Below are 23,312 nucleotides of genomic sequence, written 5' to 3'. Positions count from 1 at the left end.
AGGAAACTCTGCGGCATGCCCGGCGCATCCAATCAGCCCGGCCTGCGTGTGGTCTCGGGGATCAGGGTGATGTGATCGGAATGCAGACGCGCTGGCCTGTCATCCAGCGGGGTGGCGGAGTTGCGCACCTCGTACATGTCGCGCTCCAGCCAGGCCCCGATGGCCCGCACCCGCTCCTCGAGTTCGGCACGCGGCGTGTCCGTCCAGACGTCGGGCCGCGAGATCGCACCCAGCTCATAAAGGGCCCGTCCGGTCTCGGCGAAGGACAGCGTGCCGAACATCGACAGCGCCGCGCGTCGCGTGCCCGCCGGAGACCAAGCCGTCTCATGCCCCGCCACAACCCCGACCCGGGCCACACCAAAGGCTTCGAGCTGGCGCGCCTGCAGCGCCGCCTCCGCCGCCGGGCGGCGCTGGATGATCGCGACGGTCTTGTCCGAAGACCAGCCCACGAGAGCGAGCGCGTGAAACGCCGACCCGTCGAGACCGACGATCACCTCCGCAGCCTTGTATTGCGCGATCTGGTCGCGAAAGCTGTGCTCCTGCGGGTGATAGATCGCGAACCCCTCGTCTTTCAGGAGCGCTTCGAGCTTGTCCTCCTCGATCAGCGAGCCATGAGTCGAATCGAAGGCACTGCGGGAGATGTAGATCTTCTTCGCCCCTTTGGCAGGCACATCGGCGGCAAAATGCCCGACGATCATGTCGCGATATTCCGGCGCGCCCAGCATCAGTTCGAGTGCCCCGCACCCCTGTTGCGGCACGGTGAGATTCGTCAGACGCACCGGCCCGTCGGGCCAGATCATCGGCGGCACCTCAAGCCCGCAGAACTCCGCAAAGCTGCGAATCTGTCGCTCCACCCCCTCCGGCGCCAGCTTGCGCGGTTTCAGCATCAGCGCCGCAGAATGGGCCTTGCCATTCTGCCGCAGGTGCCAGAGCCGCGCCGTGCCTTCGAGAAGGAAGTGCCCGAACCCCGAGGGGTAATGACCGAGATAGAGGAAATCGCCCTCAAGCGTCGGGATCTCCTCGGGCAGAGGATAGTCCTCGGGGATGACATTCGCCCGGTCCCGCGGATAATGCCAGCCGGTGGCATAGGGGTGTTCGCTGCCATCGGCTGACTGCACGCCGCCCCAGTATCGCCAGGTCGCCTTACGCCGCCGGTTCGGCAGGAACAGCGCGTTTTCCAACACGACGACCCGATCCCGGATCGGGCGGTCCGGTGGAAGATCGAGCTGTTTCATACCGTTACATCACCCGCGCTCACGTCTCCGCAAGGCCTCAGCGCAGCGCCGCGAGCGAGCCGTCTTCAAGCAGGAGATACATTGTGCCATTCACCACGATCGGATCGGACGCCGCGCCCTTTGGCAGAGCCACGGTGGCGACCAGCGCGCCCGAGACCGGATCGAAACCGCGCAGCACCGCATCGTCGGACGCCACCCACATCTTGCCACCTGCGGCCACCGGACCGTAATGGGCGAAGACCGCCTTACGTTTGCGCACCTTGTCGGTGGTGTAATAGGGCAGTTGCACGCCCCAGATCCGTTGCCCGTTCGACGCCGACAGACGCACAAGCTCGTTGCGGTCGGTGACGATGAACACGGAGCCGCCGACCACGGAGGCCGGGCTATAGGCGCCTTCGTCCGCAGTCCAGATCCGCTCGCCCATGTCCATGGAGAAGGCGGCATAGCGCCCGGCCTGGTTGCCGACATAGAAGCGGTCGCCGACGATCACCGGATCGGAGGTGATGTCGGACACGTTGGCATAGACCACGCCTCTGCGCTGACCGGCCAGAGAGGCCGACCAGTAGCGCACGCCACCCTGACGGAACACACCGTAGAGATCGCCCGAAGAGAACGGCAGCACGGCGAACTTGTCTCCGATCGCCGGCGAGGTGGCACCGGCACGCGAGGTGATGGTTTCCGGACCGCTGAGGGTCCATTTCACCCGACCGTCTTTGGTCTGCACCGCCCAGACCTGACCGTCGCCCGCGACAACATAGGCCAGCCCGTCATGGACAGACAGGCCCGCAGCCCCCACGGCCTCGAACCGCTGACGCCAGCGCTCCCCGCCGGTCGACAGATCGAGCGCCACGAGATCGCCGTAGCCGGTGGTGGCGTAGAGCGTGTTGCCGGAGATCGCCAGAGCGCCGCCAAAGACCTTGCCGCTTTTCTCGCCCGCAGGTGTCAGATCGACGGACCAGACCGGTGCACCGCTGCTGGCGGAGACCGCCGTCACGCGCGCCGCCGAATCCATCGCAAAAATCACACCGGCCTCGGCCACCGGATCAACGGTCAACCGCGCCCGGCGGGTCTTGCCCTGACCGATATCCGCGGTCCACATCAGATGCGGCGTGCCGGAGGTGAACGCGTTGTGGCCAGAAGCATGCGTGCGCCCTGCCCCGGTCATCGTCCAGGAATCACGGGTGATCGGCGTTCCCAGAGAAATCTTCTCGGCGCGATTCACCACCGGGCCGGTGTTCGCGGCGGCGAGCACGGAGCCATCCCTCGGATCGAGCCGGGTGCCCTGGAGAATCTCTTCCCGCCCGGCGCCACAGGCCGTCAGCGCCAGCATCGCCATGAACAGCCCGGCCTTGCCAATCCCGGCCTTTCCGGTTCTGACGTCGCCGGTCCCGGCCTTACATGTCTGACCGATCATCCCTGCACTCCCTGCTTTAACCCTACGCATCCCACACCCGCCCCTTGCCTGTCGCGACCCTTACTCGGCGGGATCCGCCCCAAGCGCCACCATCATCTGTGCCGCGCGCCGACGCAAGGCATTACTTGCATCCACGTCCTGCGAGATCGCCCGATAGCCGTCGATCGCCGCCTGTGTATCGCCCATTTCCGCCTGCGCCGCGGCAAGCTGTTCCTCGGCGAGCAACCGATAGGGCGCACCGGGGCTGGCAATGCCCGCAAGCTGGCCGATGCGGTCCTCGGGCGAGATTTCCCCGGCACCGATCATCACCGTCTTGAGCACCGCGAGATCGCGATAGACCGGGTCCAGCATGTCGTCGGCAGCCAGCGGCGCCAGAACGGCCAGAGCGCCCTTCACATCGCCCGCGGCATGAAGCTCACCGGCGCGCAGCATCGCTATGGCCACCCGCGCCTCGCCACCCGCGACATCGGCAAGTGCGGCGGCACGCGCCTCGGGCGTCTCGGCGCCCAGGGCCGCGGTAATCGCGTCGCCCGTGGCTTCCGCTGCCGTCCGGGCTTTCGCCTTGGAATATTCCGTCCAGGCCGCACCGCCCACCAGCGCCAGCACGGCGACGATTCCGATCCAGCCGTATTTCTTCAGGAAAGCGTAGAACTTGTCGCGGCGGACCTCTTCGGTCACCTCGTCGATAAAGCTATCGGTATGGCTCACTCTCGCCCCCCTGACCGCGCGCTGCGGAATTGGTATTTCAAACGTCTGCCCCCTCTTACCCCGATCTGCGACGGAATGCCAAGACCTGCGCGACACACCGGGCCCGGGCACAAACGCCCCTAGGATCACAGGCGCGAGAGCGCGGGAGCACCTCTGTGCGCGAACGCTCAATAGACTCCCGGACTGCGTGCAGTTCGGCACGATACCGGAAAATTTCTTCTTCTGAGACGTTTTTACACGTCATCTTTGCGTATCTTTCTCTTGTGATAAGATGAAGTCTTATCCATCTTGGCCACAATGTTAATCCGATTAACTCCCGAAACCGTGACACCGGGAAGGATCAACCGCAAAGACCGCTCCACGGCCTTCATGTCGCGGGCCCCACAAGGACAGCAACAGACACATGCGCATCGTTTCCATCGCCATCGCCATTCTCGTCACCGCCGCGCTCTACCTGTTCATCTTCGAGCGCGACCGGTTGAACGGCACTGCCCCGACGGGCACCCCCGAAGCCGCGCAGGTCGAGGCAGATTTCACGCCCCCCGCCGAAAAGGCTCGCACGGAGGCTCATGCGGTCGCTGTCGTGGTCCGGCATTCGCAGGCCGAACCGCTCGACAGCACCGTTGTGCTGCGCGGCGAAACGGAAGCGGCGCGCGAGGTCACGGTGACGGCCGAAACCGCCGGGCGCGTCGTCAACGAACCGCTGCGCAAGGGCGCACTGGTCGAGGCCGGACAGCTTCTGTGTCAGATCGACCGCGGCACACGCGATGCTACGCTCGCACAGGCGCAGGCCGCGCTGGCCGAAGCCGAGGTCGCTTTGGGCAACGCCCGCAAACTCGCCTCGGGCGGCTATGCCTCCGAGACCCAGATTCTCTCCGCCGAGGCCGGTGTCGAGAGCGCCCGTGCGGCGCTTGCCCAGGCCGCGCGCGACATTGAAAACCTCGAGATCAAGGCGCCTTTCGCGGGGCTGCTGGAAAGCGACACGGCGGAGCTCGGCACCTTCCTGACGACAGGCGCGGCCTGTGCGACGGTCATTCAGCTCGATCCGATGAAACTTGTGGGCTACGCCCCCGAGACCGAGGTCGACGAGATCCAAATCGGCGCGCGCGCGGGCGCGCGGCTGATTTCCGGCAATACCGTCACCGGGCATGTCACCTATCTCGCCCGCTCCGCCGATGCCGCCACCCGCACCTTCCGCGTCGAGGTCGAGGTGCCGAACCCGGACTTTGCCATTCGCGATGGCCAGACCGTCGAACTGGCAATCCGGGCCGAGGGCGAAATGGCGCATCTGGTGGCGCAATCCTCGCTGACGCTCAATGACGACGGGCTGATCGGACTGCGGCTTGCCGGGCCGGACAATCGCGTCGTCTTCGCCCCCGTCAGGGTGCTGCGCGACACGCGCGAAGGCATCTGGGTCGCGGGCCTGCCGGAACAGGCGGACATCATCACCGTCGGACAGGAATTCGTGCGCGAAGGTGTCCTGATCGAACCGCATTTCGAGGATGACACCGAAACGGAGACCGAACAATGACCGGCCTCGTCGACTGGGCCGGGCGCCATGCCCGGATGATCCTCGCCTTCGTGGCGCTGACCCTGATCGCGGGGGCTTATGCCTATGTCAGCCTGCCGAAAGAGGGCGAGCCGGACATTGAAATCCCCGGGCTTTATGTGTCGGTGCAATTCCCCGGCATTTCCGCCGAGGATGCCGAGAAACTTTTGATCAAGCCGATGGAGACGGAGCTGTCGGATCTCGACGGGCTCGATACCATGTCGGCCACGGCGGCGGAGAATTACGCGGGCATCTGGCTCGAGTTCGAATTTGGCTGGGACAAGACCAAGATCATTGCAGACGTGCGCGACCGCATGGGCCGGGTGCAGGCGGATTTCCCGGATGGAGCGGACAATTACACCATTTCGGAGGTGAATTTCTCCGAATTCCCGATCCTGATCGTCAATCTCACCGGCCCGGTGCCGGAACGCACGCTGGTGCAATACGCCAAGTCGATGCAGGACCGGCTTGAAGGGCTGGAACCGGTGTTGGAGGCTCAGCTCACCGGCCATCGCGACGAGATGCTCGAAGTGGTGATCGACCCGCTTAGGCTCGAAAGCTACAACGTCACAGCGGGCGAACTGATCAGCGTTGTCACCAACAACAACCAGCTCGTGGCGGCGGGCGAGATCGAGACCAATCAGGGCACGTTCTCAATCAAAATCCCGTCGAGCTTCAACGATCAGCGCGATGTCATGGCGCTTCCCGTCAAGGTCAATGGCGACCGGGTGGTAACGCTGGGCGATCTGGCGGACATTCGCCTGACCTTCGAGGACCGGGCGGGCACGGCGCGGTTCAACGGCGAGAGCACTGTCGCGCTTCAGGTGGTCAAGCGCAAAGGCTACCCGGTGATCGACACGGTCGCGCTGGTCAAGAAGGCGGTACAGACCGAATACGAAAGCTGGCCCGAACCGCTGCAACAGGCGATCACGGTCGGCACGTCGAACGACCAGTCGACGCAGGTCTCGTCGATGGTGAGCCAGCTCGAAGGTTCGGTTCTGACCGCGATTGCGCTTGTGATGATCGTGGTGCTTGCGGCGCTTGGCATCCGTTCCTCCCTGCTGGTGGGCTTCGCGATCCCCACATCCTTCCTGTTGTGTTTCATTCTTCTGGGCCTGATGGACATTACGATTTCCAACATCGTGATGTTTGGACTCATCCTCGCCGTCGGCATGCTGGTCGACGGGGCCATCGTCGTGGTCGAATATGCCGACCGCAAAATGGACGAGGGCGAAGGCCCGATGACCGCTTTTGTCGAGGCCGCCAAGCGGATGTTCTGGCCCATCGTCTCTTCGACCGCCACCACGCTTTGTGCCTTTCTGCCGATGCTGTTCTGGCCGGGGGTGGCGGGCGAGTTCATGGGGATGCTGCCGGTCACGATCATTTTCGTGCTCTCCGCCTCGCTGATCGTGGCGCTGATCTACCTGCCGGTCATGGGCGGGGTCACGGGCCGGATCGCGCGGTTTTACAGCCAGATCTCCGATCTGCTGCATGATCATACGGCTCGCGTGCTCCGCCTTGTCCTCGCCGCCCTGTCTCTGGCCATCCTCGGCGTGGGCCTCTTCCTGTTCCTGCGCGAAAGCTTCCTGCTCGCACTGGTGCTGATCTTCCTTGGCGGCTCACTGAGTTCCATCACTCTTGGCGCGCTGCGCATCGAGAAAGCGCCGAAAAAGGTCGAATCCGGCTACAAACGCACGCCCTTCGGCCATGTGATCCAGTTCATCACCGCCAACCCGGTCATGCCGCCCGTCACCATCCTCGCCGTGATCGTCGCGGTTGCCTCGGTGTTCTCCTATTACGGGTCGCATAACAAGGGCGTCGAGTTCTTCGCCGCCACCGAACCGGAACAGGCGATCATCTATGTCAAAGCGCGCGGCAACCTGTCCGTCACCGAGAAAGACGCGCTGGTGCGGCAGGCGGAGGACATCGTGCTGAGCCAGCCCGGTGTCGACAATGCCTTCGTCTTTGCCGGCGACGGCGGGCTCAATTCCAACACCGGCGGCACCTCCGCGCCGCGCGACACCATCGGGCAAATTCAGGTCGAGCTGATCCCCTGGGACGACCGGCCGACCACCACGGAAGACGGGTTCCTGTTTTTCAAAAACACCCATGTCAGCGCGGAATATGACGGCGATTATGTGCTGGCGCAGCTCGAAGAAAAACTCGCAAGGCTGCCGGGCATCTATACAGAAACGCTGAACCTCTCCATGGGACCGGCCTCCGCGAAACCCGTTCACCTTCGACTCAAAGCCGACGATTTCGACACGCTGGAGACGGCCACCGAAATCGTGCGCGCCAAGTTCGACGAGACGCCCGCACTGGCCGACATCGAAGACACGCGGCCCCTGCCCGGCATCGACTGGCAGATCGACGTGGATGTGGAGAAAGCCGGGCGGTTCGGGGCGGATGTGGCGACGGTCGGCGGGATGATCCAGCTCGTGACCCGCGGCATCCTGCTCGACACCATGCGGGTCGACAGTTCGGACGAGGAAATCGAGATTCGCGTGCGCCTGCCCGAAGAGTTCCGCGTGCTCTCGACGCTGGACAGTTTGAAAGTGCGCACCACGGACGGTCTGGTGCCCTTGTCGAATTTCATCACCCGCGAACCGGTCGCGAAACTCGCCTCCATTTCCCGCGTCGATCAGCAGCGCTATTACGATGTGAAAGCCGCCGTCGACAGCGGCATGACCCGCGACGATGGCGTCACGATCACACCGACCGAGCGGATCGAAACGCTGACCCAATGGCTTGAGGCGGACAATCCCCTGCCCCAAGGTGTGACGTGGGAATGGACCGGCGACGATGAGGAACAGAAGGAAACCGGGGCCTTCCTCGGCAAAGCCTTCGGCGCCGCACTGGCGCTGATGTTCATCATCCTGCTCGCGCAGTTCAACAGCTTCTACAACTCGGTTCTGGTGCTTCTGGCGGTCGTGATGTCGACGGCGGGCGTGCTGATCGGCCTCATGGTGATGGACATGACCTTCGGCATGATCATGACCGGCACCGGCGTCGTGGCGCTGGCGGGGATCGTGGTGAACAACAACATCGTTCTCATTGATACCTATCAGGAATATGCCCGCTACATGCCCAAGATCGAGGCCATCATCCGCACCGCAGAGGACCGCATCCGGCCCGTGCTTCTGACCACGATCACCACCATGGCCGGGCTGACGCCGATGATGTTCGCGGTCTCGCTCGATTTTCTGGGCGGCGGCTATACGATCAACTCGCCCACGGCGCAGTTCTGGACCAACCTCGCCACCGCCGTCGTTTTCGGCCTCGGCATCGCCACGATCCTGACCTTGGTGTTTACCCCCGCGATGCTGGCCGCACGGGTGTGGTTCTGGGTCTTTGTGCACCACGCGGTGATGCGCCTGATGACCCGCATGGGCATCCAGAGTGCGGCCGCCGAGGATTATCGCCTGCGCCGCGAGGCCAGACGCGCGAAGAACCCGGAATTCGTCTGGACCACGGGAACGGAGAGCTGGGCCGGACCCGACAGCTACGACGCCGAACGCGCCTCGCAAACCGTTCAGAGGCAACGCCCGATGGAACAGCCCACGGCCACGCCCGAAAGCGTGATCGAGCTCGAGCCGGAGCACCCGGAAACGGGTCGCGGCAAACCCGGAAAAGATGCGGCGGAGTAAGGCTCAGGCGCCGCGCGTCGCGGTCAGCAGGAAACACATCGGGATTTGCGCGGCGCGCCCCTGATAGAGGTCATACTCCGGCTCGCGGTTGCTGTGGCCGAACTCCTCAAGGCCGTCGATCTGCAATCCCGCCTGCGCGGTGGCGGTCACGATTTCACCCAGCGTGTGCGGGAACCAGTAGCTGGTCGTGCCCATACCGTGATCTTCTCCGTCATAGGTGAAGATGTCGTCCTGAACATGCGGCTCCGTGCGGAAATAGCTGAATCCTGGCTCATGCGGGGAGGCCGCCTCCGGGTCGAACATCTCCATCACCGGATGGGTTTCGTAAATCATCAGAACGGCCCCCGGTGCCATCAGGGACGCGACGATTTCAAAGAACCGGGTCAGATCGGGCATCCAGTTCAGCACACCTATGGTGATCAAGACGAAATCGAAGGAGCCGATCCCCTCGGGCAGGTCGTAGATATCGGCGGCGATCAGCGCGGGCGCCTGCCCTGCGGCCTCCGCGAGACGACGACCCTGATCGAGAAACCGCTCGGACTGATCTATGCCTGCCGCCGGGATCGCTCCGAAAGACGCCAGCGACAGAAGCTCACGGGCATTGTTGCAGCCGATCTGCACCGCGCGCTTGCCCGTCAGATCGCGCGCCCCGAGCGCTTCGGTCATCGTGGCGTCGAAGGTGGAAAACCCCGGCTTTGCTGCGGCGTCCAGAAGCGCCAGCCACTCAGGTCCGGTTTCGTGCAGCGGCGCAGAGGCCTCCCAGGCGGCCCTGTTCGCCGCCGTGACCTCTTGCCGGGTCAGGTCTTGTTTCGTCATGTCTCCCCCTGTCATCTCGGCAAGGCCTCGCGCACCAACTCGAACCCAGCGCCGTCCTTGTGCGCCCCCTCGGACAACACCCTCTTCCAGCGCCGCGCCCCCGGTTGGCCCGCAAACAGTCCCAGCATGTGGCGCGTCACCTGCGCCAGCTTGCCGCCCGCCGCGATGTGCCGCCCGATATAATCCTCCATCGCAAGCGCCACGTCATGACGGCTGAGCGGATCGGCGTCTCTGCCGAAAATCCGCTGATCGGCGGTTCCGAGAATGTCGTAAGGCTGATGATAGGCGGCCCGCCCGACCATGACACCGTCCATATGTGTCAATTCTTCCTCGACCACATCGAGGTTTTGAACGCCCCCGTTGATCGACAGATGCAGGTCCGGGAAGGCGCGCTTCATCTCATGGACGAGATCGTAATCCAACGGCGGAATGTCGCGGTTCTCCTTCGGCGACAGCCCTTCGAGCCAGGCCTTGCGCGCATGCACCGTGATTCGTGTCACGCCAGCGTCGCGCATCCTGGCGAGGAAGGCCGGCAGCACCTCCGCCGGCTCCTGATCGTCCACCCCGATGCGGCATTTGACCGTCACGGGCACATCGCCCGCAACCGCCAGCATCGCCGTGACGCAATCCGCCACGAGATCGGGCGATTTCATCAGAACCGCCCCGAAACAGCCGGACTGCACCCGGTCCGACGGGCAGCCGACATTGAGATTCACCTCGTCATAGCCCTGCGCCACGCACAGCTTCGTCGCCGCCGCCAGCTCCGCAGGTTCGGAGCCGCCAAGCTGCACCGCAACCGGATGTTCCTCGGGGTTATAGTCGAGCAAATGCAACGCCCGCCCGCGCACCAAAGCGGGTGCCGTGACCATTTCCGTATAAAGCAATGCCTCCCGCGACATCAGCCGGTGAAAATACCGGCAATGACGGTCGGTCCAGTCCATCATGGGCGCAATGGAGAGGCAGGCAGCGTGCCGAACATCGGGAAAACCTGATTTTTCCTGGTTTTTTGGATTCGCCATTTTCTGCGGTTTCCTCGTTTAGATCCCATTCAGCGCCGTTTTTGACCCCGGCGTTACAGAATGTAGCACCGGCTGCACGGTGTAGCACTTTTCTTGCCCGAAGTTCCAGCAGGCCACTTCGCACTTCCTGCAGGTTCTTCTGTCATTCAACACCCACAAAGGATTTGGCAGGAGGGGAATTTTGCATGGAAGCGGATCGCCCTGAGTTTGGCCTTTATGAAGCCAATTATCTATTCCCGTGAGAAAGGTATTCGAACTCCAAAAACTACCTTACCATTCAAGGCTTTAGAGGTGTTTCATAAGGAAAAATGTGAAATGGCGCACCCAAGAGGATTCGAACCTCTGGCCTCTGCCTTCGGAGGGCAGCGCTCTATCCAGCTGAGCTATGGGTGCGCGGGCTGACCGCGTCAGTGCGCCTGTCTATAGGCGATGCGTGCCGGGCGTGCAATCGGTTTTCACGCCCGGCAAATCATCTTATCCGAAGAATTCCCGGCAAAGCTCAAGCGCGTCGACCAGACGGTCGATCTCGTCCGTTGTGTTGTACATCGCCAAGGACGCGCGGCAGGTCGCGGTGACGCCCAGATGCTGCATCAAGGGCATGGCGCAATGGCTCCCGGCCCGAACCGCGACGCCCTTTTTGTCCAGGACGGTCGAGATGTCATGCGGGTGCGCGCCTTCCATGGTGAAGGAGAAAATCGCCCCCTTCCCGTGTGCCGTGCCCTGCACATTGAGCCAATTGAGGTTCTGAAGCTTCGCCGTCGCATAGGCGGCCAGTTCGGCCTCATAGGCGGCGATGTTCTCCATGCCGATCTGCATCAGGTAATCGAGCGCGACGCCCATGCCGATGGTCTGAACGATGCCGGGTGTGCCGGCCTCGAATTTCAAAGGCGGTTTGGCGTAGCTCACGCTGTCCTTCGTCACCGTGTCGATCATATCGCCACCGCCGAGGAAGGGGCGCATTTCGGCCTGACGCTCGGCGCGGATATAGATCGCACCCGACCCGCTTGGCCCATAAAGCTTATGCCCGGTGATCGGATAGAAATCGCAGCCCATGTCCTGCACATCGACCGGGCCATGCACCGCGCCTTGCGAGCCATCGACCAGCGTCGCCACGCCACGCGCGCGCGCGGCATGGCAGATGGTTTTCACATCGACCCGCGTGCCAGTGACGTTGGACATTTGCGTGATCGCGACGAGTTTCGTCTTCGGCCCGATGGCGTCAATCACCGCCTGCGGATCGAGCGATCCGTCCGGCGCGCAATCGACCCATTTCAGGACAACGCCCTGACGGTCACGCAGGAAGTGCCAGGGCACGATATTGGCGTGGTGTTCGAGCACGGACAGCACGATCTCATCGCCCGGGCAGAAATGTTCCGCACCCCAGCCATAGGACACGAGATTGATCCCCTCGGTCGTCCCCGAGGTAAAGATGATCTCATCCTCATGGCCCGCGTTCAGGAACTTGGCCACCACCTGCCGTACGTTCTCGTACTTGTCCGTCGCCAGATTGGACAGGAAGTGCAAGCCACGGTGAACATTGGCATATTCCGACGTATAGGCCTGGGTGATCGCGTCGATCACCACCTGCGGCTTTTGCGCGGAGGCACCATTGTCGAGATAGGTCAGCGGCTGGCCGTTGACCTCGCGCGCGAGGATCGGGAAATCGGCCCGGATTTTTGCGACATCGAACATGTCAGCTCTCTTTCTTCACGACTTCCGCAAGCATCGCGCCCCAGAAGTAAATCAAGGCGACAAGGGCGAGAACGCCCACGCCATTGGTCGTGGCCCCCGGCCCGACAAACCCCGCCGTCAGCCCCCAAAGGAGCCACAGAGGGGCCGCACAGAGAAGCCCCCAGAACATCGCCAGACGCACCTCGAACCCCGAGGCCGCGGCCCCCATGAGACGCAGGGCAAAACCCACGATCCCGGAGAGGACGTAGAACACCAAGGGCATGATGAAGAGCCAGCTCAGGAGCGTCGCGCCCATGAGCATCTGCACCTCTTGGCCGGTCTCGAAGGCCACGCGCGACAACCGCGGCCATTGCGCCACAAAGATCAGCCCGCAAGCGAGCATCAGGGTCACGAGCGCACCGCCCTCGGTTTCGCCCGCGAGCCGATGCCGGAGCACGGCCCGTGGCGCGCGGTAGCTTTTCGCGATGTCGGTGACGACGCCCATGGATGCCCCTTACTTGCGGCGGCGTTTCAGCCAGCCTTCGAGACGATGCAGGATGTCTTCGGCGATGGCCGCATCCTCGATCTCCTCAATGGCTTCGGCCAAGAACGCCAGCGTCAGAAGGTCGGTCGCATCGGACGCCGGAACCCCGCGCGAGCGCAGGTAGAACAGCGCCTCATCGTCGATCGCCCCCACGGTGGAGCCGTGCGAACAGGCGACGTCATCGGCGTAGATCTCCAGCTCGGGCTTGGCGAGGAACTGGCTGTTGTCGTCCAAAAGCAGGCCCTGAGAAATCTGATAACCGTCGGTCTTCTGCGCTTCGGGTTTCACAAGGATTTTGCCCTGGAACACGGCTTTGGCCCCGTTCCGCAGCACCTTCTTGAACACCTGACGGCTTTCGCAGCGCTCGGCGTCATGGGTGATGAACACGGTGTCGTCATGCAGGAAATCGCCGTCCCCCATGGCCGCGCCCGCGACATGCGCGACCGAGTCGTCGCCGACGATGTCGATGAACACCTCATTGCGGGTCAGAACGCCGTTGGCGGTCATGGTGAAGCTTTTGAACAGAGCCTCCTGCCCGACGGTTGCAAACACATGGGTCACCGCGCGGCGCTCATGATCGCGGCCTTGGGCACGCACATGGTGGAAAGCGGCTTTATCCGCCACATCGACTTCCATCACCTTGTTGAACCGCGCCGCCGCCGGGCCGTTTTCGAGCACCGTCAGATCGGCGCCTTCGTCCACGCGGATCACGTGGTGCAGGATGGCGTCGGAGGTCTCTTTCTTGTGCAGGTAGACAAGCGACACAGGTTTCGCGACCTTGCCGGTGGCGCGGATGACCATGCCGTCCGTGGCGAAAGCAGTGTTGAGCGTCGCAAACGGGCGCTCGACCGGGTCCTGCGCCTTTTTCTCCTGAACGCCGTAAGCGTCCTTCACCCAGTGGATGTCGGAGGAGAGCGCATCGGAAAGCCGCATGATCTCAAGGTTTTCGCCTTCAAGCGCGTCGGAGACCTCGGCATCGAAAACGCCATCGACAAAGACAATCTTGATCCGATCGAGCCCAGAGAACACCGGCGCCTCGCTCGCCACGAACACAGCGGCTTTCGGCGCCTCGGCGGCGTTCAGGCTGTCCGGACGGGTCCAGCGCCAATATTCGTCGCGCCCTTGCGGCAGCCCCATGGACAGCAGCCGATTGAGCGCATCCTGACGCAGGGCCTCGGCCCAGGGCGCGCCCGCGGGAAGGGTCATACCCTCGACCCGCGCCGCCGTCGCGTCCAGTTTCTTCTGTTTCAGTTCCGCACGTGTCATCAGGCCTTCTCCACCTCGGCCAGCAGATCGGCGTAGCCGTTATGCTCAACCTCGAGCGCCAGCTCGGGCCCGCCGGTTTTCACGATGCGACCGTCATACATGATGTGAACCACGTCCGGTTTGATGTGATCGAGAAGGCGCTGGTAGTGGGTGATCACCACGAAAGACCGCTTGCCGTCACGCAGCGCGTTGACGCCCTCGGAGACCAGTTTCATCGCATCGACGTCAAGCCCGGAGTCGGTTTCGTCGAGGATGCAGAGCTTCGGCTCCAGCATGGCCATTTGCAGGATCTCGTTGCGTTTTTTCTCACCGCCCGAGAAGCCCATGTTGACCGGGCGTTTCAGCATGTCAGCGTCGATCTGAAGGCTTTTCGCCTTGGCGCGCACGGTTTTGAGGAAGTCGGTCGCCGACAGCTCCTCTTCGCCACGCGCCTTGCGTTGCGCGTTCACGGCGGTGCGCAGGAAGGTCATGTTGGACACGCCGGGGATCTCGACCGGGTATTGGAAGGCAAGGAACAGACCGGCAGCGGCACGCTCTTCGGGTTCCAGCTCAAGAATGTTCTCACCGTCGAGGATCACTTCGCCCTCGGTCACCACATAGCCGTCGCGACCCGAGAGCACATAGGAGGTGGTGGATTTACCGGAGCCGTTGGGCCCCATGATCGCATGGACTTCACCTTCGCCGACGGTGAGGTTCACACCCTTGAGGATTTGCTTATCCTCTTCTTCAAGCTTGACGTGGAGATTTTTGATTTCCAACATTTTATTGTCCTTTCACGGAAGAGAGCCCGCGCGGGATCGGGACCCCGGCAGGCGCATGTGCGTTTGTCATGTTCGAATGAGGCGCCGCCGTCAGACCGGCACCGGTGAGGTCATCGCCGGAAAAAGCGCAATGGCTCAGACCCCGGCGAAATGCAAAAACAGAAGAATGCCGGAGCCCAAGGCCACCAGCTTGAGCAAGCCGGATTTCAGCCCGAGGCTCAAAAGCGCAGCCGCAGACAGTCGTCCCTCGACCGGCGCGCTCTTGTGCTGCACCCCGGAAACCTTCTTGCCCGCGGGCGTGTCGACATCTTGCAGCCCCGTATAGACGGTCGCAAAGGTGTTCGGCCCCCCCGACTGGATGCGCTGAATGCGCTCGGCGAATTGTGCCTGTTGTGCTGGTTGCATGTTCCTGCCCCTCTTCCCGTCTCTTGTTCTGGACCTCACCAGATTGATCGGGAAATTGGGAAAGAACGTGGCACGAGACAGAAATTGTTACGACATTGAGACCTGACGTTGCGTCAGCATCTGCGCGGTTCAGAGATGATAGCTGTGGCCCCGGAAGGCCAGCGTGCCCGGCTCCGTCGTGTCGGTCACATGCGCGACCCATTGCGGCGAGAACAGGCGCGAAAACACGTCCGGCATCTCGTGCACCACATTGTGCATGGTCACCATGGCCAGCAGGATGCCCGCGACCTGCGCCCCCATGCGCTTCACCGCCGAAAGCGACACCGCCTCGCGCAGAATGAAGGCGATCACGATGGCGAAGAGCACATCGAGCGCCAGATCGAGATCCGCCGAAACCTGCGTCATACCGTCCGAAAGCTGAAACCGCAGCCAGCGCGCGATCACCGCCGCCAGCCCGCCCATGGCGAAGGCCAGAAGATAGGAAAGCACCTGCGTGAGTTTCAGATTCGGCTCGATCGCGGGTGCGCCATGCATGCCCTGCGCCTTGTGCCGCGCCAGCATCTCCTTGAGGTGCTGGTTGCGGCCATGATTGCGCGTCTGGCTGGGCCCCATCCTGTGCACCCCATCCTGCGGCGCGCGCGTCACGCGTCCGAGACGGCTGTAGAAATCCTCGCGCTGATGCATCGCAACACCCTTTACCACGCTGTGTAAGGGGACTGTTTACCATGTGATCATGGCGAAAATCGGGCGTCTGCATAGAGTATGTCAGGGCACGGAGCATCGTCATGCCTTTCCCTGAAACAGCTTTAGGATCGGATAGAGCGCCGCCGACGGCAGGCTCCCGACCGGTTCCAGATCGAATTGCACCATGCGACCGTGGAACCCGGTCGGCTCTGCGAATTGGGTGATCCCCGCGTATTTGTCTTCGCGCCCGACATAATCGTCGATCAGTACCCGCGTGGGCTTGGTAATCGACACCAGAGTCGCAAGAAAACACCCCGCGCGGAACCGCCCGTCGATCAGCACCAGATCCGGCGCCACAAGGTCCGCGCGCAGCCACACCCCGAAACAGTAGTCCGGGTAGCGCGCCCAGCCATTGTTGTTCGACGGGTAGGACCAGGCTTTGGTCGGGCCGATGTCGGCATGGATGAGATGCAGCTCGGCCTTGGGCGGGTGCGCTTCGAAATGCGCGGCCATGGCGGCGTGCCAGTCTTTCGAGCCTTCGACGGACCAGATCGCCTTGCCGGGTTGCGCCGCCCCGTAAGCGGTAGAACCGCCAGAGCCATATTCGACGATCCGCTCCGCCCGGTCATATTGCGCACAGACATAGTCGCCCACCTCCTCCGGGAAGGTCAGCTCGGGCCCTGCGGGGCCGAACGGGGCGATATGGGCGTGCTCTGCGCTCATCAGCCGGAATAGCTCACCATGCGGATCAGCGCGGTAAACACCAGCGCCGCGAGACCGACGACAAGCGCCGTCACTACGACCGAATTCATGATCAGCCCCTCGCGATTGCCCCCCTTGGCGCGCACGCCGAGGCCGATCAGCAGGCCGATGAAGATACCGACACCGATGCCGGAGGATTTGATCAGAAAATAGGGCAAAAGCTCGAAATGCATGGCTTACTCCACAGTCACGGCGGTGCCGGAGGCGGACACCATAAGCATCTGACCGATCACCTCGTAATCGAGATCGACACCCACAACGGCATTCGCGCCAAGCGCGCGCGCCTTGTCTTCCATCTCGCTCAGAGCGGTTTCGCGTCCCTCGGCGAGTTTCGATTCATAGGCGTTCGAGCGCCCGCCGATGATGTCGGTCACCTGCGCGAAGAGATCGCGGACGATATTCGCCCCCATGATCGCCTCACCGGTGACGATGCCGCGATAAGCGGTGATCTTTTTCCCCTCGACGGAGGGGGTCGTGGTCACGATCATGTCTTACCGTCCTTCAGGATTTTGCCACCAATCAAGCCTTTGCCCGTTAGCACGCCGTCGTTGAGATAAACATTGTTCTGCACCATCCCGGTCAGCTCCGCCTCGACGCCAGAGGCAAGGATCAGATCGCGATTGATCATGGCGGAGATCACGGTCTTGGTCCCCGGCTTCACCCGGAGCGTGCCGCCGATCATGCCAGAGATTTCCGGCGCGTCGTTCTCATGGTCGGATGGGGTCATGTGCGACATCGCGTTCAATCCTCGAAAGGCCTTCCGTCTGTGTAGAACTGAGTCACCTCCCTGGACGCGGCCAGACGCGCCGCCTGAAGATAGGGCACCAATCCCCCGTAAAACATCGCATCAATGAACGTCTGGCAGCGCCATGTCATTTCTTCGACTTTGCACAGATCCGCCTCTTGAATCTCCTGCGGCTGGCTGCGCCAATCCTCAAGCGCTGCATCGAGCGATCCGAACCGCTGCTCGATCGCCTGAAGCTGAACGTCGCGAAGCCGGTCGGGACTGGCTTTCAAATCGTCCACTATATGCGCCCGAACTGCGTCACAGGCCTCATCTGTCATGGCCGGTCCGCATGTTGCGACGCCCGGCATGACCTCCATGAGAATGACACCGGCCAAGACACCGTAATCGTCCCCCATCAAACCAAGGTCCTCTGCCGGATCGGCATGCGCCACCTGCACCGAGGCCAAAAGAGCCGCCAAACTCATACCAACAAAACGCATCATCAGCCCACCGACCCCTCAAGCGAGATCGCCACCAATTGCTGCGCTTCCATGGCGAATTCCATCGGCAGCGCCTGAAGCACTTCCTTGGCAAAACCGTTGACGATCAGCGCCACGGCCTCTTCTTCGTCCATGCCCCGCTGGCGGCAGTAGAACATTTGTTCGTCGTCCACCTTCGAGGTGGTCGCCTCATGCTCCACGCGCGACGAGTTGTTGCGCACTTCGATGTAAGGCACGGTATGCGCGCCGCATTCAGACCCGATCAGCAAGCTGTCGCACTGGGTATAGTTGCGCGAATTTTTCGCCTTCGGGTGCATCGACACCTGACCGCGATAGGTGTTCTGCGCCTTGCCCGCCGAGATGCCTTTGGAGACGATGCGCGAGCGGGTGTTTTTGCCCAGATGCACCATCTTCGTGCCGGTGTCGGCCTGCTGGTAGTTGTTGGTGATGGCGATCGAGTAGAATTCGCCCTGGCTGTCGTCGCCGCGCAGCACGCAGGACGGGTATTTCCACGTCACGGCGGAGCCGGTCTCGACCTGCGTCCACATCACTTTCGCCCGGTCGCCCCGGCAATCGGCGCGTTTGGTCACAAAGTTGTAGATGCCGCCCTTGCCCTCTTCATCGCCGGGGAACCAGTTTTGCACCGTCGAGTATTTCACCTCGGCGTCTTCCTCGATGATGATCTCGACCACAGCGGCGTGAAGCTGCGCGGTGTCGCGCTGCGGCGCGGTGCAGCCTTCGAGATAGGACACATAGCTGCCCTTGTCGGCGATGATCAGCGTGCGCTCGAACTGGCCGGTGTTTTCCGCGTTGATCCGGAAGTAGGTCGACAGCTCCATCGGGCAGCGCGTGTTCGGCGGAATGTAGACAAAAGACCCGTCGGAGAACACGGCCGAGTTCAGAGTCGCATAGTAATTGTCCGAAATCGGCACCACGGAAGCGAGGTATTTCTTGACGAGTTCCGGGTGGTTCTTGATCGCTTCCGAAATGGAGCAAAAGATCACGCCCGCCTTCTCAAGCTCGGCCTTGAAGGTCGTGCCCACAGAGACGGAGTCGAACACCGCATCGACCGCCACCTTGCGCTCTGAATTGTCTCCGTCGGCGGCCACCTCTTCGGCGCCTTCGACACCGGCAAGGATCATCTGTTCCTTCAGCGGAATGCCGAGTTTCTTGTAGGTTTCCAACAGCTTGGGATCGACCTCATCGAGCGACTTCGGCTTTTCCGACATGCTTTTCGGGCGCGCGTAGTAATACTGGTCCTGAAAATCAATCTCAGGATAGTCGATCATCGCCCAATCCGGCTCTTCGAGAGTGATCCAGCGGCGATAGGCCTCAAGGCGCCACTCGGTCATCCATTCCGGCTCTTCGTTCTTGGCCGAAATCAGGCGCACGATGTCTTCGGTCAGCCCTTTCGGGGCATATTCCATCTCGATATCGGTGTCCCAACCGTATTTGTATTTCCCGGCGAGGGATTTCACGGCCGCAACCGTTTCCTCCTCGACCCCTTCCTTGACCTGAATGTCATCCATCATCGGATCACTCCTTCATGTGCGTCTTCTGTCGGCCTTATGGCCGTTTTTTGTTTCATGCGGCGCGTTTGCGCCAACGTCCAAAGGCGGAAAGCCAGGCTGTGGCGAACCGCTCCAATTCCTCTTTTGTCACCTCCGGCCCGATGGACACCCGAAGCGCACAGGCCGCGTCTTCGTCGCTGTATCCCATCGCGGTCAGCACCTTCGAGGCCCTGACCTTGCCCGAAGAACAGGCCGAGCCCGCCGATACGGCAAACCCCGCCAGATCCATCTGCATCACCTGCGTCTCGCCCTTCCAGCCGGGCGTGATCAGGCTCATCGTGTTGGGCAGACGGGACTCATTCTTGCCCACAAAGATGGGGGCTTGCATCCCATCCGCCAACAGCGTCTCAAGATAATCGCGCTTCTCCGCGACCTCCTCCCAAACGCCCTCGGCCAATTGTTTGGCCGCGCGTTCGGCAGCCGCGCCAAAGCCTGCAATGCCGATCAGGTTCTCGGTGCCGCTTCTGCGCCCCATCTCCTGACCGCCCCCCTTGATGGTGGCTTCGACATCGAGGCCCTGTTTCAGAACCAAAGCGCCGACGCCCTTCGGCCCGCCAAGCTTGTGCGCCGAAAGCAGCGCCATATCGCAGCCCATCCAGTTGAAGGCCAGCGGAATTTTCCCAAAGCCCTGCGTCGCATCGCAGACGGCCAAACCTTCGGGCAGGGTCTGGACGATCCCGGTTTCCGAATTGGCGATCTGCAAGGCGCTCTTTGCCGGCTCCGCGACCGTCACACGGCCCGAACGATCCACCGCAAGATCGGCGGCGCACCACGAAGACACCGCCTCATGCTCCACCGCCGCGCAGTGCATTTCCTTACCTGACAGAGCCAAGGCCGCCGCTTCCGTGGCGCCCGAGGTAAAGACGATATCCGCCCCCTGCGCTCCAAACGCCTCGGCCACCTGTGCGCGGGCGCGCTCCATCAGACCTTTCGCAGCCCGCCCCTCGCCATGCACAGACGACGGGTTGCCGACCATATCCATGGCCGCAATCATTGCCTCCCGTGCCGCCCCACAAAGCGGCGCTGTGGCGTTCCAATCGAGATATGTGCGGGTCCTGGTCACGGGTTTCCTTTGCTGGTCAAATACTCAAAATGACCGTCAGTCTTCATCTACAACGGCAAACAATGTCGGCACCGCCGGACAGGGCCGCAACTCGTTTTTCACCACATCCGACAGCCGCGTCTGATGCAGGAAGACATAAACATGCGCCGACAACCCTTCCCAGAGCCGGTTGGTCATCGACTGCGCGCGCGAGCCGGACACCCCGCCAGACGCGCCCGCACCTGTGTGCATCGCCGACACGGTCTCGTCCACCGCGCCCAGAATATCCGACACACGGATTTCGGACGCCGGTTTCGCAAGCTTGTAACCGCCGCCCGGCCCGCGCACAGAGGTCACAAGCTCGGCGCGGCGCAGTTTCACGAAGAGCTGTTCGAGATAGGGCAGAGAAATATCCTGGCGCTTGGAAATCTCCGCAAGCGACAAAAGCCCGCCCTCCGGCTGCAAGGCCAGATCCGCAAGCGCCACCATGGCATACCGCCCTTTCGTCGACAGCTTCATCGTCTTTCCCCTTTTCAACACAGTGCTTGCCACCGCAATCGCCCCGGTTTTCACGCTCCGATCGCCCTTCCCCGCGATTCCTTGCCACGGGGCGACGAAAACAGTCGCAAAAACATTGACGTGCCCGCGTGGGGGCCTTACCTCCATACCACCCGCGCGTGCATTGCTTTCGGTCAATTTAGAACGCTTCTAAATAGCCTGAGCAATTTCGTCAACTATAAACCGCGCCGGTGTGACCAGATGCGCAAAACGGCTCCCGAAACCTTGGACCCGTCCGCGCCCGACAGACTGCCGCGACCGGCGCCGGGGATCATCGACCCGACAGGCGCCACATGAGGAGACAGGGACAAGATGCCCGAAGTGATTTTTCCCGGCCCCGAGGGCCGGCTCGAAGGCCGCTACCACCCGCAACCGCAAAAAGACGCCCCCATCGCCATCATTCTTCATCCGCACCCGCAATTCGGCGGCACGATGAACAATCGCGTGGTCTACAACCTGCATTACGCTTTCCATAATATGGGTTTCACCGTGCTGCGGTTCAATTTCCGTGGCGTCGGCCGGTCTCAGGGCGAATATGACCAAGGCGTGGGCGAGCTGTCGGATGCGGCCTCGGCCCTCGATTACCTGCAGTCTATGAACCCGAACGCGAAACATTGCTGGGTCGCGGGCTTTTCCTTCGGTGCCTGGATCGGCATGCAATTGCTGATGCGTCGCCCGGAAATCACCGGCTTCGTCTCCGTCGCGCCGCCCGCCAATATGTACGATTTTTCATTCCTCGCCCCCTGCCCCTCTTCGGGCCTGATCATCAACGGCACCGCCGACCGCGTCGCGCCGCCGAAAGACACGCATTCGCTGGTGAACAAGCTTCACGAGCAAAAGGGCATCACCATCACGCACACGGAAATCGAAGGTGCCGGGCATTTCTTCGAAGACCCGCACATGGAAGAGATGATCGGCAATGTGGACCAATATGTCCGCCGCCGCCTGACCGAGACCACGAGGTAATCCGACATGGGGATCATGGAGGATCTCGCCGACGCTCTGGCGAAAGACACGATCGACGCGCTCGACATCATTCAGGATGACCAGCTCATCCAGGACGTCTCCCGCGTGCTCGGCGCCTCCTCGATCACCACGCAGGAGGCCTTCATGACCGCCGCCCGTGTGCGCCTTGCCGAAAAGCGCGCACGGGATTACCTGCAAAAACGCATTGCCGAAGCCAAGGCTGGCCTCGCAGCCTCCGCCCCGCCTCCGGGTGCCGAGGACGACATAGAATACTAGGAAAACCATGCCCAAAGACAGCGCCTCCCCCCGCCTCGACGCCCAATACGCCTTTCTCATGGAGGCCGACCGGCTCAAGACGGTGGAGCGCGCCAACCAGCTGATGGATCGTTCGCGCTTCGAGAACTCCGCCGAACACAGCTGGCACGCCTGTCTCCTCGCCTTTCTGATGGCCCCCATGGCCGGTCCCGGCGTCGATCTCGACCGGGCGATCGAAATGCTGATCCTGCACGATATTGTCGAGGTAGACGCGGGCGATCATCCGATCCATATCCTCTACGACACCGACCAGATCGTGGCGCAGGAAAAAGCCGCCGCAGATCGCATCTATGGCCTTTTGCCCGAGGATCTCGCCACGCGGTATCGCGCCACATGGGAAGAGTTCGAGGCGATGGAGACCCCGACCGCGCGCTTTGCCAAGGCGGTCGATTATCTCGCCCCCGCGCTGCAAAGCATCGGCGCGCCGGAACAGCTTGAGGAAGAGCGCGACATCGTTGGCGGCAATCTGCGGCGTGGCCGGGCGGTCAAGGCGAAAGACATCCTGCCGGAGTTGTTCGAGTTCACCCGCGCGGCGTTTGAGGGCGAGGCCACCGATCCGGTGCTCGCCCAACGCTTCGCCTTCTGGTGCGAGGCGGACCGGCTCAAATCCGTCTACCGTGCCACGCCGATTGCCGATGGCTCCCGCAAGGAAAACACCGGCGAGCATTCTTGGCACATCATGCTCTATGCGCTGACGCTCGCGGATCACGCGCAGGACAAAGTGGACATCGCGCTGGCGCTCAAGATGCTCCTGCTGCACGACATTGTCGAAGTGGACGCGGGCGACACACCGATCCACGGCGCAGTCACACCCGAAGCTCTTAAAGCACAGGAAGACGCCGAACAGCGCGCCGCCGACCGGTTGTTCGGCCTTTTGCCCGAGGATCAGGGCAGGATGTTCCGCGCCATCTGGGAAGAGTTCGAAACCGCCGAGACGCCCACCGCGATCTATGCGAAATCCATCGACCGCACCCAGCCGGTGCTGCACAATCTCTCCGACGATGGCGGCTCCTGGCGCACCTATGACGTCAAGCTACATCAGCTCGACAGCCGCGTCGGCGTCAAGATCGCCCGTGGCTGCCCAAAGCTCTGGCCCTATATCCGCAGCCAGTGCGAACCGTGGTTTGTCGCACGGAACGCGCTCTGACAAGA

At 62.4% G+C, this 23,312-nt stretch carries 24 protein-coding genes and 1 tRNA gene; 5 read left to right on the top strand and 20 right to left on the bottom strand.

From position 1 onward, the window contains the following. Positions 1 to 32: 32 nt before the first annotated feature. Genes NH195_RS00620 through NH195_RS00610 form a run of 3 tightly spaced genes read right to left on the bottom strand, consistent with a single transcriptional unit; the run spans position 33 to position 3,357 of the window. On the bottom strand, positions 33 to 1,235 hold the full coding sequence (locus NH195_RS00620; RefSeq protein ID WP_066701615.1) for a glycosyltransferase family 61 protein: 1,203 nt from the start codon (positions 1,233 to 1,235) through the stop codon (positions 33 to 35). Between the two features lie 37 nt (positions 1,236 to 1,272). Then, a complete protein-coding gene (locus NH195_RS00615) occupies positions 1,273 to 2,649 on the bottom strand; it encodes a PQQ-like beta-propeller repeat protein (RefSeq protein WP_066701613.1) in 1,377 nt (458 codons plus the stop codon). Between the two features lie 60 nt (positions 2,650 to 2,709). Further along, entirely contained in the window at positions 2,710 to 3,357 is a 648-nt protein-coding gene (locus NH195_RS00610) for a hypothetical protein (protein WP_066701612.1), read from the bottom strand. A gap of 403 nt (positions 3,358 to 3,760) precedes the next feature. On the opposite strand from NH195_RS00610, the gene NH195_RS00605 reads away from it, so the two are divergent. Both NH195_RS00605 and NH195_RS00600 read left to right on the top strand, forming a co-directional pair. Further along, on the top strand, positions 3,761 to 4,888 hold the full coding sequence (locus NH195_RS00605; protein WP_066701611.1) for an efflux RND transporter periplasmic adaptor subunit: 1,128 nt from the start codon (positions 3,761 to 3,763) through the stop codon (positions 4,886 to 4,888). Continuing rightward, positions 4,885 to 8,553 carry an efflux RND transporter permease subunit gene (locus tag NH195_RS00600; protein ID WP_066701610.1) on the top strand — a complete coding sequence of 1,223 codons (3,669 nt, stop codon included), beginning with the start codon at positions 4,885 to 4,887 and terminating at the stop codon, positions 8,551 to 8,553. The genes NH195_RS00605 and NH195_RS00600 overlap by 4 nt, the downstream gene beginning before the upstream one ends. 3 nt (positions 8,554 to 8,556) lie before the next feature. Here NH195_RS00600 and NH195_RS00595 read toward each other — a convergent pair whose 3' ends face one another. From NH195_RS00595 to iscR, 17 genes are all read right to left on the bottom strand, one after another. Beyond that, the gene (locus NH195_RS00595; protein WP_066701607.1) at positions 8,557 to 9,369 is read right to left on the bottom strand and encodes a class I SAM-dependent methyltransferase; all 813 of its coding nucleotides are present in this window, start codon (positions 9,367 to 9,369) and stop codon (positions 8,557 to 8,559) included. A gap of 11 nt (positions 9,370 to 9,380) precedes the next feature. After that, entirely contained in the window at positions 9,381 to 10,388 is a 1,008-nt protein-coding gene (gene dusA / locus NH195_RS00590) for a tRNA dihydrouridine(20/20a) synthase DusA (RefSeq protein WP_066701605.1), read from the bottom strand. Positions 10,389 to 10,704: 316 nt separating this feature from the next. Continuing rightward, a tRNA-Arg gene (locus NH195_RS00585) sits at positions 10,705 to 10,781 on the bottom strand. 81 nt (positions 10,782 to 10,862) lie between these two features. Then, entirely contained in the window at positions 10,863 to 12,080 is a 1,218-nt protein-coding gene (locus tag NH195_RS00580) for a cysteine desulfurase (protein WP_066701603.1), read from the bottom strand. 1 nt (position 12,081) lies between these two features. Beyond that, positions 12,082 to 12,564, bottom strand: a complete 483-nt coding sequence (locus NH195_RS00575) for a hypothetical protein (protein WP_066701601.1) — start codon at positions 12,562 to 12,564, stop codon at positions 12,082 to 12,084. 9 nt (positions 12,565 to 12,573) lie between these two features. Further along, positions 12,574 to 13,869, bottom strand: coding sequence for a Fe-S cluster assembly protein SufD (gene sufD, locus NH195_RS00570; RefSeq protein WP_066701599.1), 1,296 nt, complete (start codon positions 13,867 to 13,869; stop codon positions 12,574 to 12,576). Continuing rightward, positions 13,869 to 14,630 carry a Fe-S cluster assembly ATPase SufC gene (sufC, locus tag NH195_RS00565; protein ID WP_066701596.1) on the bottom strand — a complete coding sequence of 254 codons (762 nt, stop codon included), beginning with the start codon at positions 14,628 to 14,630 and terminating at the stop codon, positions 13,869 to 13,871. Before sufC ends, sufD begins: the two co-directional genes overlap by 1 nt. 135 nt (positions 14,631 to 14,765) lie before the next feature. Continuing rightward, on the bottom strand, positions 14,766 to 15,035 hold the full coding sequence (locus NH195_RS00560) for a hypothetical protein (protein ID WP_066701594.1): 270 nt from the start codon (positions 15,033 to 15,035) through the stop codon (positions 14,766 to 14,768). A gap of 129 nt (positions 15,036 to 15,164) precedes the next feature. Further along, positions 15,165 to 15,719, bottom strand: a complete 555-nt coding sequence (locus tag NH195_RS00555) for a hypothetical protein (RefSeq protein WP_066701592.1) — start codon at positions 15,717 to 15,719, stop codon at positions 15,165 to 15,167. Between the two features lie 99 nt (positions 15,720 to 15,818). After that, positions 15,819 to 16,442 (bottom strand): hypothetical protein, encoded by a 624-nt coding sequence (locus NH195_RS00550; RefSeq protein WP_066701590.1) that lies wholly within the window; start codon positions 16,440 to 16,442, stop codon positions 15,819 to 15,821. Further along, positions 16,442 to 16,654 (bottom strand): hypothetical protein, encoded by a 213-nt coding sequence (locus NH195_RS00545; RefSeq protein ID WP_066701588.1) that lies wholly within the window; start codon positions 16,652 to 16,654, stop codon positions 16,442 to 16,444. Before NH195_RS00545 ends, NH195_RS00550 begins: the two co-directional genes overlap by 1 nt. A 3-nt stretch (positions 16,655 to 16,657) precedes the next feature. Continuing rightward, positions 16,658 to 16,969 (bottom strand): heavy metal-binding domain-containing protein, encoded by a 312-nt coding sequence (locus NH195_RS00540; RefSeq protein WP_066701586.1) that lies wholly within the window; start codon positions 16,967 to 16,969, stop codon positions 16,658 to 16,660. Next, positions 16,966 to 17,217: a hypothetical protein gene (locus NH195_RS00535; RefSeq protein WP_066701584.1), complete on the bottom strand. Its 252-nt coding sequence runs from the start codon at positions 17,215 to 17,217 to the stop codon at positions 16,966 to 16,968. The genes NH195_RS00540 and NH195_RS00535 overlap by 4 nt, the downstream gene beginning before the upstream one ends. Before the next feature lie 5 nt (positions 17,218 to 17,222). Next, the gene (locus NH195_RS00530) at positions 17,223 to 17,711 is read right to left on the bottom strand and encodes a hypothetical protein (RefSeq protein ID WP_066701582.1); all 489 of its coding nucleotides are present in this window, start codon (positions 17,709 to 17,711) and stop codon (positions 17,223 to 17,225) included. Next, entirely contained in the window at positions 17,711 to 19,240 is a 1,530-nt protein-coding gene (gene sufB, locus NH195_RS00525) for a Fe-S cluster assembly protein SufB (RefSeq protein WP_066701580.1), read from the bottom strand. Before sufB ends, NH195_RS00530 begins: the two co-directional genes overlap by 1 nt. A gap of 52 nt (positions 19,241 to 19,292) precedes the next feature. Beyond that, positions 19,293 to 20,342 (bottom strand): cysteine desulfurase family protein, encoded by a 1,050-nt coding sequence (locus NH195_RS00520; protein WP_066701578.1) that lies wholly within the window; start codon positions 20,340 to 20,342, stop codon positions 19,293 to 19,295. A 36-nt stretch (positions 20,343 to 20,378) separates the two neighbouring features. Further along, a complete protein-coding gene (iscR, locus tag NH195_RS00515; RefSeq protein ID WP_066701576.1) occupies positions 20,379 to 20,840 on the bottom strand; it encodes a Fe-S cluster assembly transcriptional regulator IscR in 462 nt (153 codons plus the stop codon). 351 nt (positions 20,841 to 21,191) lie between these two features. Between iscR and NH195_RS00510 the strand changes: the two genes are divergently transcribed. Genes NH195_RS00510 through NH195_RS00500 form a run of 3 tightly spaced genes read left to right on the top strand, consistent with a single transcriptional unit; the run spans position 21,192 to position 23,307 of the window. Continuing rightward, complete coding sequence (locus NH195_RS00510; protein ID WP_066701575.1) at positions 21,192 to 21,845, top strand: alpha/beta hydrolase; 654 nt, start codon at positions 21,192 to 21,194, stop codon at positions 21,843 to 21,845. A gap of 6 nt (positions 21,846 to 21,851) precedes the next feature. Further along, complete coding sequence (locus NH195_RS00505) at positions 21,852 to 22,121, top strand: hypothetical protein (RefSeq protein ID WP_066701574.1); 270 nt, start codon at positions 21,852 to 21,854, stop codon at positions 22,119 to 22,121. A gap of 7 nt (positions 22,122 to 22,128) precedes the next feature. After that, complete coding sequence (locus NH195_RS00500) at positions 22,129 to 23,307, top strand: HD domain-containing protein (protein ID WP_066701573.1); 1,179 nt, start codon at positions 22,129 to 22,131, stop codon at positions 23,305 to 23,307. Positions 23,308 to 23,312: the final 5 nt, after the last annotated feature.

This window comes from Celeribacter ethanolicus (genome assembly GCF_001550095.1).
GTDB lineage: Bacteria > Pseudomonadota > Alphaproteobacteria > Rhodobacterales > Rhodobacteraceae > Celeribacter > Celeribacter ethanolicus.
The sequence above is the reverse complement of the archived record's forward strand: the minus strand, read 5'-3'. Positions and strand labels throughout refer to the sequence as shown.

Bases quoted from the DNA above. Each gene is read 5' to 3' on its own strand.
- NH195_RS00555 (WP_066701592.1), bottom strand. From the start codon at position 15,719: ATGCATCAGCGCGAGGATTTCTACAGCCGTCTCGGACGCGTGACGCGC.
- sufB (WP_066701580.1), bottom strand. From the start codon at position 19,240: ATGATGGATGACATTCAGGTCAAGGAAGGGGTCGAGGAGGAAACGGTT.
- dusA (WP_066701605.1), bottom strand. From the start codon at position 10,388: ATGGCGAATCCAAAAAACCAGGAAAAATCAGGTTTTCCCGATGTTCGG.
- NH195_RS00595 (WP_066701607.1), bottom strand. From the start codon at position 9,369: ATGACGAAACAAGACCTGACCCGGCAAGAGGTCACGGCGGCGAACAGG.
- NH195_RS00620 (WP_066701615.1), bottom strand. From the start codon at position 1,235: ATGAAACAGCTCGATCTTCCACCGGACCGCCCGATCCGGGATCGGGTC.
- NH195_RS00550 (WP_066701590.1), bottom strand. From the start codon at position 16,442: ATGAGCGCAGAGCACGCCCATATCGCCCCGTTCGGCCCCGCAGGGCCC.
- NH195_RS00530 (WP_066701582.1), bottom strand. From the start codon at position 17,711: ATGATGCGTTTTGTTGGTATGAGTTTGGCGGCTCTTTTGGCCTCGGTG.
- NH195_RS00600 (WP_066701610.1), top strand. From the start codon at position 4,885: ATGACCGGCCTCGTCGACTGGGCCGGGCGCCATGCCCGGATGATCCTC.
- NH195_RS00580 (WP_066701603.1), bottom strand. From the start codon at position 12,080: ATGTTCGATGTCGCAAAAATCCGGGCCGATTTCCCGATCCTCGCGCGC.
- NH195_RS00575 (WP_066701601.1), bottom strand. From the start codon at position 12,564: ATGGGCGTCGTCACCGACATCGCGAAAAGCTACCGCGCGCCACGGGCC.
- NH195_RS00545 (WP_066701588.1), bottom strand. From the start codon at position 16,654: ATGCATTTCGAGCTTTTGCCCTATTTTCTGATCAAATCCTCCGGCATC.
- NH195_RS00505 (WP_066701574.1), top strand. From the start codon at position 21,852: ATGGGGATCATGGAGGATCTCGCCGACGCTCTGGCGAAAGACACGATC.
- sufD (WP_066701599.1), bottom strand. From the start codon at position 13,869: ATGACACGTGCGGAACTGAAACAGAAGAAACTGGACGCGACGGCGGCG.
- NH195_RS00560 (WP_066701594.1), bottom strand. From the start codon at position 15,035: ATGCAACCAGCACAACAGGCACAATTCGCCGAGCGCATTCAGCGCATC.
- NH195_RS00510 (WP_066701575.1), top strand. From the start codon at position 21,192: ATGCCCGAAGTGATTTTTCCCGGCCCCGAGGGCCGGCTCGAAGGCCGC.
- sufC (WP_066701596.1), bottom strand. From the start codon at position 14,630: ATGTTGGAAATCAAAAATCTCCACGTCAAGCTTGAAGAAGAGGATAAG.
- NH195_RS00615 (WP_066701613.1), bottom strand. From the start codon at position 2,649: ATGATCGGTCAGACATGTAAGGCCGGGACCGGCGACGTCAGAACCGGA.
- NH195_RS00535 (WP_066701584.1), bottom strand. From the start codon at position 17,217: ATGTCGCACATGACCCCATCCGACCATGAGAACGACGCGCCGGAAATC.
- NH195_RS00500 (WP_066701573.1), top strand. From the start codon at position 22,129: ATGCCCAAAGACAGCGCCTCCCCCCGCCTCGACGCCCAATACGCCTTT.
- NH195_RS00605 (WP_066701611.1), top strand. From the start codon at position 3,761: ATGCGCATCGTTTCCATCGCCATCGCCATTCTCGTCACCGCCGCGCTC.
- NH195_RS00540 (WP_066701586.1), bottom strand. From the start codon at position 16,969: ATGATCGTGACCACGACCCCCTCCGTCGAGGGGAAAAAGATCACCGCT.
- iscR (WP_066701576.1), bottom strand. From the start codon at position 20,840: ATGAAGCTGTCGACGAAAGGGCGGTATGCCATGGTGGCGCTTGCGGAT.